Source organism: Amycolatopsis anabasis (genome assembly GCF_009765355.1).
GTDB lineage: Bacteria > Actinomycetota > Actinomycetes > Mycobacteriales > Pseudonocardiaceae > Amycolatopsis > Amycolatopsis anabasis.
This window is the reverse complement of record NZ_VTHK01000036.1, coordinates 13,950-28,844: the sequence shown is the minus strand read 5'-3', so window position 1 is coordinate 28,844 and position 14,895 is coordinate 13,950. Positions and strand designations below refer to the sequence as shown.

General features: G+C 68.8%; 14 protein-coding genes. 10 read left to right on the top strand and 4 right to left on the bottom strand.

Annotated features, from left to right (window positions below; translation table 11 throughout):
- Positions 1–7: 7 nt before the first annotated feature.
- Entirely contained in the window at positions 8–649 is a 642-nt protein-coding gene (locus FXO23_RS35130; protein WP_158890337.1) for a hypothetical protein, read from the bottom strand.
- Positions 639–1,271 carry an alpha-ketoglutarate-dependent dioxygenase AlkB gene (locus tag FXO23_RS35125; protein ID WP_158890334.1) on the bottom strand — a complete coding sequence of 211 codons (633 nt, stop codon included), beginning with the start codon at positions 1,269–1,271 and terminating at the stop codon, positions 639–641. The genes FXO23_RS35130 and FXO23_RS35125 overlap by 11 nt, the downstream gene beginning before the upstream one ends.
- A gap of 273 nt (positions 1,272–1,544) precedes the next feature.
- Between FXO23_RS35125 and FXO23_RS35120 the strand changes: the two genes are divergently transcribed.
- From FXO23_RS35120 to FXO23_RS35080, 9 genes are all read left to right on the top strand, one after another.
- Entirely contained in the window at positions 1,545–2,531 is a 987-nt protein-coding gene (locus FXO23_RS35120) for an AraC family transcriptional regulator (protein ID WP_218952243.1), read from the top strand.
- 27 nt (positions 2,532–2,558) lie between these two features.
- Complete coding sequence (locus tag FXO23_RS35115; RefSeq protein ID WP_158890330.1) at positions 2,559–2,948, top strand: VOC family protein; 390 nt, start codon at positions 2,559–2,561, stop codon at positions 2,946–2,948.
- Positions 2,949–3,255: 307 nt separating this feature from the next.
- Positions 3,256–3,762: an ATP-binding protein gene (locus tag FXO23_RS35110; RefSeq protein ID WP_158890328.1), complete on the top strand. Its 507-nt coding sequence runs from the start codon at positions 3,256–3,258 to the stop codon at positions 3,760–3,762.
- 125 nt (positions 3,763–3,887) lie between these two features.
- Positions 3,888–4,952, top strand: coding sequence for a cobalamin-independent methionine synthase II family protein (locus tag FXO23_RS35105; RefSeq protein WP_158890326.1), 1,065 nt, complete (start codon positions 3,888–3,890; stop codon positions 4,950–4,952).
- A 37-nt stretch (positions 4,953–4,989) separates the two neighbouring features.
- Entirely contained in the window at positions 4,990–6,168 is a 1,179-nt protein-coding gene (locus FXO23_RS35100) for a PucR family transcriptional regulator (RefSeq protein WP_158890324.1), read from the top strand.
- 138 nt (positions 6,169–6,306) lie between these two features.
- Positions 6,307–6,642 carry a hypothetical protein gene (locus FXO23_RS35095; protein WP_158890322.1) on the top strand — a complete coding sequence of 112 codons (336 nt, stop codon included), beginning with the start codon at positions 6,307–6,309 and terminating at the stop codon, positions 6,640–6,642.
- A 228-nt stretch (positions 6,643–6,870) separates the two neighbouring features.
- The gene (locus FXO23_RS35090; protein ID WP_158890320.1) at positions 6,871–8,928 is read left to right on the top strand and encodes a DNA gyrase/topoisomerase IV subunit B; all 2,058 of its coding nucleotides are present in this window, start codon (positions 6,871–6,873) and stop codon (positions 8,926–8,928) included.
- 38 nt (positions 8,929–8,966) lie between these two features.
- Positions 8,967–12,761, top strand: a complete 3,795-nt coding sequence (locus FXO23_RS35085) for a DNA topoisomerase (ATP-hydrolyzing) (protein WP_158890318.1) — start codon at positions 8,967–8,969, stop codon at positions 12,759–12,761.
- Between the two features lie 4 nt (positions 12,762–12,765).
- Positions 12,766–13,539 carry a cyclase family protein gene (locus FXO23_RS35080; protein WP_158890316.1) on the top strand — a complete coding sequence of 258 codons (774 nt, stop codon included), beginning with the start codon at positions 12,766–12,768 and terminating at the stop codon, positions 13,537–13,539.
- 13 nt (positions 13,540–13,552) lie between these two features.
- On the opposite strand, the gene FXO23_RS35075 is transcribed toward FXO23_RS35080, so the two are convergent.
- Positions 13,553–13,732 carry a DUF397 domain-containing protein gene (locus FXO23_RS35075; RefSeq protein WP_246258213.1) on the bottom strand — a complete coding sequence of 60 codons (180 nt, stop codon included), beginning with the start codon at positions 13,730–13,732 and terminating at the stop codon, positions 13,553–13,555.
- Positions 13,729–14,562: a helix-turn-helix domain-containing protein gene (locus FXO23_RS35070; RefSeq protein WP_158890314.1), complete on the bottom strand. Its 834-nt coding sequence runs from the start codon at positions 14,560–14,562 to the stop codon at positions 13,729–13,731. Before FXO23_RS35070 ends, FXO23_RS35075 begins: the two co-directional genes overlap by 4 nt.
- A gap of 118 nt (positions 14,563–14,680) precedes the next feature.
- Here FXO23_RS35070 and FXO23_RS35065 point away from each other — a divergent pair, with 118 nt between their 5' ends.
- Positions 14,681–14,893, top strand: coding sequence for a DUF397 domain-containing protein (locus FXO23_RS35065; protein ID WP_158890312.1), 213 nt, complete (start codon positions 14,681–14,683; stop codon positions 14,891–14,893).
- Positions 14,894–14,895: the final 2 nt, after the last annotated feature.

The following is a 14,895-nucleotide window of genomic DNA, read 5'->3' as shown; positions in this document are numbered from 1 at the left end:
ACCCGGATCATGCCGCACCCGGGCACGGGCGGGTGAATTCGGTCAGGGCGGGTCGCCGCATCCGTTCGTCGAGCACACCGAGGAAGGCGAGGGGCACACCGGAATCGGCGAGACCGTCCCGCAGCACGGCGGCGACACCGTCCACAAAGTACTCGAGCTGATACGCCGGAGCCTCCGCGGATTCCGCGCACAGCCAGGTGTCGTCGAGGTCGAGCACCACACTCGCGGCCGCCGTGCGCCCGACCGCCAGTGGCGCCCGGCCCTCCGGGAACTCCGTGCCGCCCGGCGAACACGCGGCGGCGGCCGCCACGCGCACCTCGTCCACCCAGGCGCCGAACCCGGCGCCCGGCGGCGGTGTGAGCAGTACCGAAGCGCGGGCCTCCAGCGGCTCGCCGGTGAGCACCGGAACGGCGACCGTCGCGCCGAGCCGCCGCAACACGACCGCCGCGGCCGCCGCCAGGACGCTCCAGCGCAGCACCGGATCGCCCACGGACAGCCGGTCCAGGGCGGTCACCGTCGCGGGCTCCAGCTCCCAGGACGCGAAGGCGGGCAGGTCGTCGGTTTCCCCTTCGATCGCGAGCAGATCCGCCACGACACCCGCGCCCCGCCGCAGCTCGCCGACGCGGCCGTGCCCGGGTTCAGCGGACACCACGGGGCCGGAACTGGATGCTGATCCGGGGACCGACGGGCTTCCCGGTCTTGGGAATCGCGTGTTCCCAGGTGCGCTGACACGAACCGCCCATGACGATCAGATCGCCGTGACCGAGCGCATGCCGGACGATTCCGCCGCCACCACCTCCTTTCGGGCGTAGCAGCAACGCGCGCGGCGCGCCGACCGAGACGATCGCCACCATGGTGTCCTCGGTACTCCCGCGCCCAATGGTGTCGCCGTGCCAGGCGACGCTGTCCCGCCCGTCGCGGTAGTAGCACAGCCCGGCGGTGCGGAAGGGCTCGCCCAGTTCGGCGGCGTAGTGCTCGTTCAGCGCCGCCCGCGCCTCGTACAGGATCGGATCCGGCAGCCGCGCGCCCTCGCTGTAGAAGCTGAGCAGCCGGGGCACGGTGACCACGCGGTCGTACATCTGCCGCCGCTCGGCATGCCAGGGGACCTCGGCGGCCAGCCGGTCGAACAGGGTGCTCGCGCCGGTCAGCCAGCCGGGCAGCACGTCTATCCACGCGCCGTCGCCGAGCGCCGTCCGCCGGATCGAGCCGAGCGGGCGCAGGCTTTCGACCTCGGCCGTGTCGAACAGGGAACCTTGCAATGCCGCTGACATGTGCCCCACTCTACACGACAATCGAACATATGTTCTACTCCTGGCGCCTGCGGGAAATCGTTGGCACAACGCACGCGAGTAGCCGATGCGCGGACGCGTCAGCGCGCCAGGTGCCCCATCCGGGGGAATTGCGCCGTGCTCTGTGCTCCAACCGCGTGGCCGTGCCCGCTGGCCGCTGCGTTTCTCCCCCGGCAGGAGAAGACTCGCCGAGTCGGTGGTGGCGACCGGAACCCAATGTCGCCCAGCCCGTTGTCGTGCCCAGGAGTGATGACGATGGCCGCCTCGCCCACACCGCCCCAGCATGTGCTGTTCGAGACCACCGACCACGAATGGGCGGGTGAGTACCTGACCGGCGTCTACGGTGGCAAGTTCCGGCTGGGCATGGGCAAGAAAGGCGCACCGGTCCGGTTCAGCAGGCTGGTCACCGACACGTTCGCCTTCATTACCGCCACGCATGTCGCCGACATCGGGTACATCTTGGAGTCCGTGCCGATGCTGATGGTCGCCCGCCCCCGCACCACGCCGGTGGACTACCGGTACGGGGGTGCCGAGTACCGGTTCGGCCCCGGTGAGGTGCATCTGTCCAACACCACCGAGGACCATCCTCCGATCCAGGCGCGGTGGCACAACGGAGCGGTTCAGGCCGTCACCTTTCCCTTCCCGTTGCTCGACCAGGTGGCCGCCCCCGCGGAGACCCGGCGCCCGGGGCCGGTCCGCTTCACGGACGTGTGCACCACGACCCGGGACGGTGCACACCAGCTGATCGCCACCATCGACTACCTCGCCACCAGCCTGCGCGACCGGCCCGAGACCATGAACGAACCGCTCGTGAAAGGCGCGGTGGCTCGGCTGCTGGCCGCGGCGACGCTGACCGCCTTCCCCAACACCGCACTGGTCGACCCCACCATCGAAGACCGGCACGACGCCCACCCGGCCACCCTGCGCCGCGCGATCGCGTTCATCGACGACCACGCCCATCTCGACATCAGCACCGCCGATATCGCCGCCGCCGCGCACGTCTCCATCCGCGCACTGCCGTACGCCTTCCGGAGACACCGCGGCACCACGCCGACCGGTTACCTCCGCCAAGCCCGCCTCCAGCACGCCCACCAGGACCTGCTGGCCGCCGACCCCACCACCAGAGTCACCGTCACCGAAATCGCCGCCCGCTGGGGCTTCTTCCACCCCGGCCGCTTCGCCCACTACTACCGCACCGCCTACGGCCGCCCGCCCTGCCAAACCCTGCGACGCGACACCTGACCCGCTACTCGACTGGGAGGACCTGAGATGACCAGTAAGTTCACCGAGCTCGCGATCGACTGCGCCGATCCCCGCGCTCTCGCCCGGTTCTGGTGTTCGGTCCTGGGCTACGAGGTGCGAGACGAAGAAGACGGACTCGTCACCATCGGCTCCCCCGCGGTGCCCGAAGGCAGGAACCGCCGTGGTCCGGTGCCACCGACGTTGACATTCGCGCGCGTGCCCGAGGGCAAGACCGTCAAGAACCGGCTCCACATCGACGTCAACCCGGCCGACCGGGAGCAGGACGAAGAGGTCCGTCGCCTGCTCGACCTGGGTGCTCGACGCGCCGACGTCGGCCAAACCGGCGAGGAGAGCTGGGTCTGCCTCGCCGACCCGGAGGGGAACGAGTTCTGCGTTCTCGCGGGCCGCCACCCCTGATCGGAAGCCGCGGCCTGGTGTTGATGTTTCATCGGGATTCCATCGGCCATCGCTGGCGTGGCCGCTCGATCCTGTCGGCGCGTCGTGTGGGCGGACTTCCCCGACGCCGCGCGTATCCAGGACGACCTCTGCTGATCACCACGTCCGCACCCGTCATCCGTCCGGGATCGTGACCACATCACTCGCCGTGGACGTCCTGGTGGCGACCCGCCCCGCCGGAACCCCGGCCGGTAGCGGTTGGCAAGATACGGCCCCTCACGGTTAGGCCGGCAGCCCGGGCCGGGACGCGCACGACGGAAGGATTCCGGTGAATTCCCAGACCGCGCAGGTAGACGACCTCCGTCTCGTCGCGATGCCGAACGCTGTCAACTGCGCGAGCATGTTCGTGCGTTTCACCCTCGCCGAGTGGTCCCTGCGGTCGCTGGTGCCCGAGGTCACCACCGTGACCTGCGGTTTGGTGTCGGCGGTGGTCGACGCCGCCGATCCGGCCGCGCCGAGTTTCCTCACCGTGCGGCTGCAGGTGCGCGGTGACCGGCTGGTCGTCGAGGTCGAGGACGACCAGCCGCCCCGCCCGTCCGCGACCGCCCCGGTGGCCGGCCACCACGGCGGCGTGGTTCCGCTGGAGGGCGGCGGAAAGTACGTGTGGTGCGAGCTGCCGCTGCCGGAAGGCATGACCGCCGCCGGGGTCGCCCTGCCCCGCCGGGAGGCCCGCCGTTCGCTGGTCACCGAACAGATGGCGGGCGAGAAGGTCGAGGTCGAACCGGAGGTCGTGCGGCGCATTCTCGCCGGGCTGACCAAGTCCGTCGACGGCTGAATCGGCGAAAGCCGAATCATTCCCATTTCTTCCTCGTTGCGGACACCGCGTTGGCGGATTGCGCGGGGTGCGCCCCCTTGCCAAACTTGGCGGGCAACGGTCCGCGGCAGAGGGGCGTTTACGACATGGCGATACCCACCGAACCCATCGGCAGTATTCCCCGGCCGGAATACCTGCTCGCCGGATTCGCGGATCTCGCGGCGGGCAAAATAGACCTGCCCGCACTCGAAGAGTTGCGGAATCGGGCGGTGCAGGACACCATCGACCGATTCGAAGCGGCTGGTTCGCCCGTGGTCACCGATGGCGAGCAGGCCAAACCCAGCTTTCTGACCTATCCCATCGCCGGGCTTTCCACCCTGGCTCCGGACGGTGCGGTGGTGCCGTTCGCCGACGGGCACACCCGCCAGCTGCCCCGCCTGACCGCGGGCCCGTTCCGGTACAGCGCCTCGGCGGACGCTTATCTGCGCAAGGCACTGGAATTCGCCACCCGGCCGGTCAAACAGCCGGTGATCGCGCCCTCGGCGATCAGCCTCATCTATCCGAACGACGGTCTGCCGGATTACCCCCGCGAGCAATTCCTCGACGACCTGGTGAACGAAAGCGAGGCGGATATCCGAAGCTGCCTCGAGGCCGGTGCGGCGAGTGTCCAGCTCGATTTCACCGAAGGCAGGCTGTCGCTCAAACTCGACCCTTCGCAAGACCTGCTGCGATCATTCATCGACCTGAACAATCGCGTGCTGGAACGATTCTCCGACGCCGAACGCGCCCGGATCGGCGTGCACACCTGCCCGGGCGGAGATCAGGATTCGGTGCACAGCCTGGACGTGGACTACGCCGAACTGCTCCCGTCGCTGTTCGCGCTGCGGGCCGGGACCTTCTACCTGCAACTGGCCAGCGAACCCGACCGCCGCCGCGTGCTGTCCATCGTCAAGGAGCACGCGCGCGAAGATCAGCGGGTGTTCGTCGGGGTCACCGACCCGATCGATCCGCGGGTGGAAAGCGCCGAGGAGGTTCGCGACCGGGTGCTGGAGGCCGCGGAGTACATCCCGCCGCAGCGCCTGGGCACCTGCGACGACTGCGGGTTCTCGCCGTTCGCCGACGACACCTCCACCTCGCGCGACACGGCCTTCGCGAAGGTGGCCGCGCGGGTCGAGGGAACCCGGCTCGCCTCCGAAGCATTGGGAATCTGAACTTGCGCCGAGCCGCCGGGGTGCGGATATTTCCGGGATGACGGTGCCGAATCCCGACGCGGATCTGTACCGGCGGGCCGAGGAACAGGTACCGGACGCGGTCCGGAAGGTGATCGCCGGATACCTGGATCTCGTGCCCGTCTACCGGAAGCTGCCCCGGGAACTGCTGCACGGCGAGGTCACCGCCGCCATCGCGGCGAACCTGCGCACCTTCCTGCGCGCGTTGCGGGAGCAGCGATCGCCCACCGCCGAGGAACTCGCCGCGCCGGTCCGCGCGGCCGTGCGGCGCGCCCAGCAGGGCGTCCCGCTGGACACCGTGCTGTCGACCTACCACATCGCCGCACGGGTCGGCTGGGAGGTGCTCGCCGGGCTGGCCGGGCCGGGGGACACCGCCGACCTGCTGGCCGCGGTGCCCGCCCTGTTGCGGTTCCTGGAAGTCGCGGTGCCCGCGGTCGCCGCGGCCTACCTGGCCGAACAGCAGGCCATCCACGCCGAACAGCGGGAGGCGCGCGGCGCGCTGACCTCGGCCCTGCTCACCGGGGCTCCGGCGGAGGCACTGGCCGAGCGGCTCGGCGTGACGCTCGCGTCCGGGTATCTCGTGCTGGTCGTCCGGCTGCGCCGCCCGCCGACGAACGCCGGCGCGCCGCTGCGGCGGTTGCTCGACGAGTTGCCGTTCGGCGCGCTGACCGCCCTGGACGGCGGTGGCGGCGTGCTCCTCGTGCCGGTCGCGCGGGAGAAGATGGACGCCGAACTCGCCGCGGCGCCGGAACTGGTGTCCCGGTTGCGGGCGGCGGCGGAAGTGCCGATCACCGCCGGGGCGGCCCCCGCCGGGGAACTCGCCGACATTCCGGCGGCGGCACGCCAGGCCGGGGAGATCGCCGACCTGGCGCACCGGCTCCGCCGGCCCGAGGGGTGCTACCGGCTGGACGACGTGCTGCTGGAATACCAGCTTTCCCGGCCCGGACCGGCGAGCCGGCGCCTGGCCCGCCTGCTGGATCCGCTCGGCTCGCACCGGGAGCTGCTGCACACGCTCGAGGTGTTCATCGCGCAGGGCTACAACCGGCACCGGACGGCCGCCGCGCTGGGCATCCACCGCAACACCCTGAACTACCGGCTCGGGCGGATCGGCGCGCTGACCGGGCATTCACCCACGGATCCGTTGCAGGCCAGGCTGCTCACCGCGGCCGTCCTGGTGGCGGACGCGACACCCGTGTGACGCGCCGGTCCGCACTGGTCAGGATGCACTGCGGGGCGGGCACGTTTTCGTGCACCCGAACCAAGCGCCTCGCCCGTTCGAGCGACCGTGGTGCGGTCTTGCCGGGGCATCGCCGATCTCCGACATAAAGTTCCGACCGTGAGGCCGTTTTCCTGCAGTACGGCCGACCACACGGTGGCCGAGCGGATGAAGCTCCTGCGCAGACGGGGCTTCCGCCGGACCGTGGTGCACGACGACGTGGTCGGCGTGCACGCGGTGTTGTTCACCCGGACGCATCACGGGCTGCTGGACACGGTGCTCGCGTACTCCGAGACCGACACGGTGGCGTTCCGGACCTGGCAGTCGCCGGACGGTACGGTGGACCCGTTCGCGTGCGCGTCCGAGGCGAAGATCTGGAGTTTCGCGGGCCGCTTCCTGGAGGCCACCACCCGGCTGCTCACCCTGCCGCCACCCCCGGGCGCCCGCCGGCCCTGAGTGTCCATAATGGACACCGGACGGCGCGGCCGTGGTCGTGACCGAACGTCGACCAGGTGGTTGCGCTCCGCGACGCCTGTGGTCGAATGTGACCGGCTTCCTGGCGAGCCCTGCGGGATCTGTCGGGGTTCCCCGATACTCTTCCCTGCGGTGGATCGCACGTTCGATGCCACACCGAGCGCGCCGCCGGTTGGCCGCTCACACGCCACGACCTGGGAGAACGACCCTGTGACTGCATCTGCGGAGACCCGTTACGGAGCCGATGACCTCACGCACCTCGAAGGTCTCGAAGCGGTTCGGAAGCGGCCCGGCATGTACATCGGGTCCACCGACAGCCGCGGCATCAACCATCTGTTCTCCGAGGTGGTCGACAACTCGACCGATGAAGGTGTCGCGGGTCACGCCAGCAAGATCGTGGTGACCCTGCACGCGGACGGCAGCGTCCAGGTCGACGACGACGGTCGCGGCATCCCGACCGGCGTGCACGCCAAATCCGGCCTGTCCGGCGTCGAACTGGTGCTGACCCGGCTGCACGCCGGGGGGAAGTTCGGCGGCTCGGGCTACAAGACCTCCGGCGGGCTGCACGGCGTCGGCGCCTCCGCGGTCAACGCGCTGTCGCACCGGTTCGACGTGACCGTGAAGAGCGATCGCAAGGTGCACCAGATGTCCTTCGCGCACGGCGTGCCGGGGGTGTTCGACGGGCCCGGTCCCAAGGCGAAGTTCACCCGGCAGTCCGGGCTGAACGTCATCGGGAAGATGAAGCGCGGGGAGTCCACCGGCACCTCGATCCGGTACTGGTACGACGCCCGCTACTTCGAGAACGGCGCCGCGCTGGACGTCGAGGCGGTGCGGGCGAAGCTGCGCAACACCGCGTTCCTCGTGCCCGGCGTCACCTACGTGCTCCGCGACGCGACCGGCGGCTCGATCGGCGAGGAGACGTTCCACTACCCGAACGGCCTGTCCGACATGGTCGACTTCCTGACCCCGTCCTCGGACAAACCGGTCTCCGGCACGATCCTGATCACCGGTGAGGGCACCTACCGGGAAAACGCGGCCGACGAGAACGGCGTCATGCAGTCGAAGGTCGAGCGCCGCGCCGAGGTCGAGGTCGCGCTGCGGTGGGGGACCGGGTACGAGCGGACCGTCGAATGCTTCACCAACACCATCCGCAACGTGCACGGCGGCACGCACCGGCGCGGTTTCGACCGCGCGGTGGTCAAGGCCGTGCAGGAAGCCATTTCGAAGACGCGTGGCCTGCTCAAACCGAAGGAGGACATGCCGACGCTGGACGACGTCCTCGAGGGCATGACCGCGGTCATCCACGCGCGGATCCCGGAGCCGCAGTTCACCTCGCAGACCAAGGACGAACTGTCCACGGCCGGGATCACCAAGGTCATCCAGGGCATCGTCGAACGCGAACTCAAGGCGTGGACGGAGAACCGGAAGACCAAGACCGAAGCGAAAACCGTGCTGCAGAAGGTGGTCGACGCCGCGCGCGTCCGGCTCGCGCAGAAGCAGCAGAAGGACGCCGCCCGCCGCAAGACGGCGCTCGAGGGCGCGGCGATGCCGCCGAAACTGGTGGACTGCCGCGCCACGGGCGTCGCGCGCAGCGAGCTGTTCCTCGTCGAGGGGGACAGCGCGCTCGGTTCGGCGCGGATGGCCCGCGTCTCGGAGTACCAGGCGCTGCTTCCCTTGCGGGGCAAGATCTTGAACGTGCAGAAGGCCAGCCTCGGCGACACGCTCAAGAACGCCGAGATCGCGTCGATCGTGCAGGTTCTCGGCGCGGGCAGCGGGCGCACCTTCGATCTGTCCACGATGCGCTACGGCCGGGTCATCCTGATGGCCGACGCGGACGTCGACGGCTCGCACATCCGGACCCTGCTGATCACCTTGTTCGCCAAGTACATGCGCCCGGTCATCGAGGACGGGCGGCTCTTCGCGGCGATGCCGCCGCTGCACAAGGTCGTCACCAAGGGGCGCAACGCGGAGACCATCTTCACCTTCACCCAGCGGGAGATGGAGGAAACGGTCGCCCGGCTGGAGAAGGCGGGCAAGCAGATCGTCACCCCGGTGCCCCGGTTCAAGGGGCTCGGTGAGATGGACGCCGACGAACTGTGGGAAACCACCATGAACCCGGCGACCCGATCGGTCCGCCGGATCACCCTGGACGACGCGGAGGCCGCGGAGGCCGCCCTGGAACTGCTCATGGGGGAGAAGGTCGAACCCCGGCGCAACTGGCTCGTCGAGTCGGCGGCGCGGGTCGACCAAGAGGCGATCGACGCCTGACCCCCGGAACCCGAGCACCGCCGTAGGAGAACGAAAAGATGGCACGCCGCAAGGGCACCACCACCAAGGTCGATCCGTCCGCCTTCGACCAGGCGGGCGCGAACGTCTTCGACAACTCGGTGAAGACCGAGATCGAGGATTCCTATCTGGAGTACGCGTATTCGGTCATCCACGCCCGCGCCCTCCCGGACGCGCGGGACGGCCTGAAGCCGGTGCACCGCCGGATCCTGTTCTCGATGAACGAGAATGGATATCGACCCACGCACGCGTACGTGAAGTCCTCGCGTGTGGTGGGTGACTGCTTCGTCCGAGGCGCGCTGGTGTCGACGCCCGCCGGATTGCGACCGGTCGAGGAGATCGAAGTCGGAGAGTTCGTGCTCGACGGAGCGGGCCGGGCCGTCCCGGTAACCGCGGTCTACGAGAACCCGAAATCGGAACTGGTTCGCGTGACGTGGGCGAACGGCCACACCATGCTGGTGACCCCGGGCCAGCGTTTCAGGACGGTGAACGACGACTTCACCGTCACCTGGACCGATGCCCGGGATCTCGTCGGGTGCCATACGGTGGGCTACGGAAGCGGTCGGCGCACGGCTCGCCAGTCGGACGACGGCGACATCTACAGCTACGTGCTGGGGCTTGTCGCAGCTGAAGGGTTCGCGGTGGATCGGGCCAGGGATGCCGATGGCCGGGTCCGGATCCACATGTGCGACGTGGAGCCGCTCGACGTGGCCCATGGCTGGGCGATTGCCAACGGGGTCAACACGACACGCGGAAAGCGTGTGGCGAAGAACCCGAAGCATCGCGATCAGCACATTCTCACGTTCGCCCGGCACGAAGGGCTGCTCGAGGTGGGTACGCCGTTGAGCGACCACAAGTTCGTGCCCAGCAGCGTGCTCGCCAACCGGTCGTCGTGGATACCGTTCCTCGCTGGGCTGTTCGATGGCGACGGTTATGTGCGGAAGAGGAACCGGGAAATCGTCTTCGTCAGCACCAGTCCGCTCTTGGTGCGCCAGGTTTATTCGATGTTGGCGGATCTGGGTATCCACGGGCACCATTGGTCGCGGGTGAGCCCGGCCGGGCACAAGACGCTTCTGGGGCTCTCCCTGAGCGGTCGCGATGCCGCCGAACTGGCGTTGGCGCTCCTGCCGTGGTCGAAGATCGGCTACAAAGGTGACGGACTTCGCCAGGTTACCGAGATTGCCTATGGCTATGGGGGAAAGCAGGGGCACGATCGTTTGCCCGGTGCGGCGCTCATGGCGGAGTTCTCCGAAGCGCATGTAGGAGGCGGTTGGTTCCGGGACACGGATGGCAGGGCGTTTCGCGCGTCGCTGACCGGGGTCAGTGGCGCAAAGGTGCGGTACGGCAAGGACCGGCATGGAAAACCGCTTGCCGAGCGCTCGTTCCCGTTGAGTCGCGCGGAAAGTGACGGCTGGATTGGCAAGTTGCGGCGGATCGGCTCGCCATTGGCCGACCGTCTCGAAGCCTTGTCCGGGTATTCGTTCCTCGCGGTGGAATCGGTCGAGCGCGTCAATCCCGATACCACCTACGACATCCAGGTCGGCACCGAAGAGCATGCGTTCGTGGCCGAAGGGTTCGTCGTGCACAACTGCATGGGTAAGTACCATCCGCACGGCGATGGTGCCATTTATGATGCCATGGTTCGCATGGCTCAGGATTTCTCCCTGAATGCGCCATTGGTTGACGGACATGGGAACTTCGGTTCCCCGGACGATGGACCGGCGGCGAGCCGGTACACCGAAGCGCGGATGTCGCGCGAGGCGATGTTGCTGGTCGGGGATCTCGGCGAGGAGACCGTCGATTTCCGGCCCAACTACGACGGTTCGCTGGAAGAGCCGTCCGTATTGCCCGCGGCGTTCCCGAATCTGCTGGTGAACGGCACGTCCGGGATCGCGGTCGGGATGGCCACCAACATGATCCCGCACAACATGGGCGAGGTCATCGGCGCCGCGCGCTGGCTGATCAACCATCCCAACGCCTCGCTGGACAAGCTGATGGAATTCGTTCCCGGGCCGGACCTGCCGACCGGCGGGATGCTGCTCGGCCTGGACGAGGTGCGCCGCGCCTACGAGACCGGCCGGGGCGTGGTCCGGATGCGGGCGAAGGTGGAAACCGGTCCGCTGGAAGGCAGCCGCGGGCGCCAGGCGATCACGGTCACCGAGTTGCCGTACGGGGTCGGTTCGGAACGGATCATCGAGAAGATCACCGACGAGGTCACCAAGTCCAAGCGCCTCACCGGGATCGCGGACGTCAAGGACCTCACCGACCGGGAGAACGGCACGCGCCTGGTCATCGAATGCAAGGTCGGCGTGAACCCGCAGGCGCTGCTGGCCGATCTGTACCGGCTCACCCCGCTGGAGCAGTCGTTCGGGATCAACAACCTGGTGCTGGTGAACGGGCAGCCGCAGACGCTCGGGCTGAAGGCGCTGCTGGACGTCTTCCTCGCGCACCGGTACGAGGTCGTCACCCGCCGGACCAGGTTCCGCCGCCGCAAACGGGAGGAACGGCTGCACCTGGTCGACGGGCTGCTCAAGGCGCTGCTGAACATCGACAAGGTCATTCGGCTGATCCGCGGCAGCGAGAACGCGCAGGCGGCCAAGGACGGCCTGATGAAGCAGTTCAAGCTGTCCGAGATCCAGGCGGCCTACATCCTGGACACCCCGCTGCGGCGGCTCACCAAGTACGACCGCCTCGAGCTGGAGGACGAGCAGGAGAAGCTGCGCGCGGAGATCGCCGAGCTGACCAAGATCCTCGAAGACGAGTCCGTGCTGAAGAAGGTCGTGTCCAACGAGCTGGCCAAGATCGCCAAGGACTTCCCGACCGAGCGGCGCACCGCGCTGATCGACGGCGACCTCAAGGAGGTGCTCGCCGCGTCGAAGCCCGCCGGGCCGCTGGAGGTCGCGGACGACCCCTGCCAGGTGCTGCTGTCCGCGACCGGTCTGATCGCCCGCACGGCGGCGGAATCGGAGGAGGCGACCGAGGGTCGCCGCCGCGCCGGGCGGGCCCGGCACGACGCGGTCGCCGCGATGGTGCATTCCACCGCGCGCGGGCAGGTCCTGCTGGTGACCAACACCGGCAGGGCGTTCAAGACCGATGTCCTCCCGCTGCCGGTACTGCCCGAACAGGTCGGGACGGTGTCGTTGCGCGGCGGGGTGCCCGCCCGCGAACTGGTGCCGCTGGCCAAGGGGGAGAAGGTGGTCGGCGTCGCGCCGCTGGGCGAGCAGGCCGCCGGATCGCCGGGGCTCGCGCTGGGCACCCGGCACGGCGTGGTGAAGGTGTGCTCGCCCGAATGGCCGGTCCGGTCCGACGAGTTCGACGTGATCACCCTGAAGGACGGGGACGAGATCGTCGGCGCGACCTGGCTGACCGACGGATCGGAAACCCTGGCCTTCGTCTCGTCGGAGGCGTCGCTGCTGCGGTACGCCGCGTCGCTCGTCCGGCCGCAGGGCCTCAAGGGTGGCGGGATGGCCGGGATCAACCTCGGCAAGGAAGGGCATGTGGTGTTCTTCGGCGCGATCCGCACCGACGACGCCGAACACGGGGAGCCGATGGTCGTCACGGCGACCGGGCAGACCGTGAAGGTGACCCCGTTCGCCGAGTACCCGGCGAAGGGCCGCGCCACCGGCGGGGTCCGCGCGCACCGGTTCCTCAAGGGGGAGACGGGCGTCGCGGTCGCCTGGATCGGCCCGCGCCCCGCGGGGTCCTCGGACGGCGGCTCCGCGGTGGAACTGCCCGAACCGGATCCGCGCCGGGACGGATCCGGGGCGTCGCATCCCGGGCCGGACGTCATCGGTCACCTCGTCGAGCGGGGGTAGCCGCGTGCGCAGGTTCGTCGACATCTCCGTGCCGCTCAAGGGCGGCATCGCCTCCGATCCGCCCGGGTTCCGCCCGGAGATCGACTACTTGTCCCACGGGGACACGGTCGACCAGGTGCTCGGCTTCTTTCCGGGGGCGACCCGGGAAGACCTGCCCGACGGCGAGGGCTGGGCGGTCGAGTTCGTCCGGATGAGCACGCACAGCGGCACGCATCTCGACGCCCCCTACCACTATGCGTCCACAATGGACGGCGGGCGGCGGGCCAGCACGATCGACGAGGTCCCGCTCGAATGGTGCCTGCAACCGGGGGTGAAGCTCGATTTCCGGCGGTTCCCGGACGGCTATGTGGTGACCCCGGACGACATCGACGCCGAACTGTCCCGGATCGGGCACACGCTCAGCCCGCTGGAGATCGTCGTGGTGAACACGTCCGCGGGGGAGCGGTACGGCGAGGACGACTACGTGGCCAAGGGATGCGGGATGGGCCGTGACGCGACCCTGCACCTGTTGCGCCAGGGCGTTCGGCTGACCGGCACCGACGCGTGGAGCTGGGACGCGCCGTTCGTGTACACCGCGCAGCGCTACGCCGAGGAGCGGGACGCCTCGGTGATCTGGGAAGGGCACAAGGCGGGCCGCGACATCGGGTACTGCCACCTGGAGAAGCTGCACAACCTGGAATCCCTGCCGCCGACCGGCTTCCAGATCTCGTGTTTCCCGGTGAAGGTGGAAGCCGCGTCGGCGGGCTGGACCCGCGCGGTCGCCATCTTCGACTCGTGAGTGTCCGGGCCGGTTACTCCGCTTTCACAACCGTGAGGAAGGCGGCCCAGGCGGGGGTGGGGAGGTGCAGGGTGCCGCCGCCGCGGTTCTTGGTGTCGCGCACGAGGGTCCGCCGGGTGCCGAGGGCCACCTCGACGCACGCGGATTCCTGACCCGTGTATCGCGACTTCTTCCATCGGCGGGGCATAGTCATGTGACCGTCTCCATCCCGTTGAGGATCTCGGCGGTGAGCCCGAACGACAGTTCCGGGTCCATCGCCCCCTCGAGGATCTTAGCTGCCGCGTCCTTGTAGGCCCTGACGTCGTCGTTCTCGAAGAGGAACGCCCCGTTGCGGTGGTGTTCCACATGCACGATCGTGGGTGCGGCGGCGAAGTTGTACAGGATGAACGGCCCCATCAAACCGGGATGCCAGCCCTCGCCGATCGGCATGACCCGGAAGACCACGGTCTCCAGTGCGGTAGCGTGGAGCAGATAGCGGAGTTGGTCCGCCATCACCTCGCGGCCACCGATAACCTGCCGTAGCGCCAATTCGCAGATGAGTGCGGTGAAGCGTACGGGCCGGTGCCCACTCAGCACCTTTTGCCGGGACAAGCGGGCCTGGACTCCGGCTTCGGAATCCGGACCGAAGATCGCGCGGGCGTAATCCGCGGTCTGCAGCAATCCAGGAATGAGGCCGATGGACCACTCGGTGATCGAAACCGCCTCGCGCTCGCATTCGACTACCCCGGCGAGTTGTTGTGCGGCGCCTGGGTGGCCGATGGTGAGCCAATCGGGTGCGGGGAGTGGGCGGGCGAGGTCCAGGATGGCTTTGCGCTGTTGCCGGGGCACGCCGAGCGCGTAGAGGTAGTTCGCCACCTCGTCGAGGCTCGGCGTGCGTTTCCCGGTTTCCCAGTAGCTGACCACCGAAGGCGAAATCTCGAGTTTCTTCGCGACCGAGCGGAGACTGACTCCGGCCGATTCGCGGGCTTGTCGAAGCGCTCCGGCGAGCGCGCGGGCCCTCGGGCCAAGAATGTTCGCGACCATGGGACACAAAATACTTCGGTATTCACTAGGTGTGGTTCACACGATGGTTGCCTGTGTCAACAGATCGCGAACACGGAAAACTCCGTTCGACCTTCTTGCGAATGGGAGTGAAATCGTCATGGGGAACCGGTATGCCGCGCTCGGCGGCTGGCGCAAGTCGACCCGGAGTCACTACGAGGAGAACGCGTGCGTGGAGGTGGGGTTCGGCTCCGGTCTCGTCGGTATCCGGGACACCAAGCAGGCCGATCTGCCCGAAGCCGCCCGCCCGGTGCTGGTCACCGGTGCGGCGACGTTCGCGGCACTGGTGGCGCACCTGCGGATCCACGGTTGACC

Bases quoted from the DNA above. Each gene is read 5' to 3' on its own strand.
- FXO23_RS35125 (WP_158890334.1), bottom strand. From the start codon at position 1,271: ATGTCAGCGGCATTGCAAGGTTCCCTGTTCGACACGGCCGAGGTCGAA.
- FXO23_RS35120 (WP_218952243.1), top strand. From the start codon at position 1,545: ATGGCCGCCTCGCCCACACCGCCCCAGCATGTGCTGTTCGAGACCACC.
- FXO23_RS35115 (WP_158890330.1), top strand. From the start codon at position 2,559: ATGACCAGTAAGTTCACCGAGCTCGCGATCGACTGCGCCGATCCCCGC.
- FXO23_RS35105 (WP_158890326.1), top strand. From the start codon at position 3,888: ATGGCGATACCCACCGAACCCATCGGCAGTATTCCCCGGCCGGAATAC.
- FXO23_RS35100 (WP_158890324.1), top strand. From the start codon at position 4,990: ATGACGGTGCCGAATCCCGACGCGGATCTGTACCGGCGGGCCGAGGAA.
- FXO23_RS35085 (WP_158890318.1), top strand. From the start codon at position 8,967: ATGGCACGCCGCAAGGGCACCACCACCAAGGTCGATCCGTCCGCCTTC.
- FXO23_RS35075 (WP_246258213.1), bottom strand. From the start codon at position 13,732: ATGACTATGCCCCGCCGATGGAAGAAGTCGCGATACACGGGTCAGGAA.
- FXO23_RS35070 (WP_158890314.1), bottom strand. From the start codon at position 14,562: ATGGTCGCGAACATTCTTGGCCCGAGGGCCCGCGCGCTCGCCGGAGCG.
- FXO23_RS35065 (WP_158890312.1), top strand. From the start codon at position 14,681: ATGGGGAACCGGTATGCCGCGCTCGGCGGCTGGCGCAAGTCGACCCGG.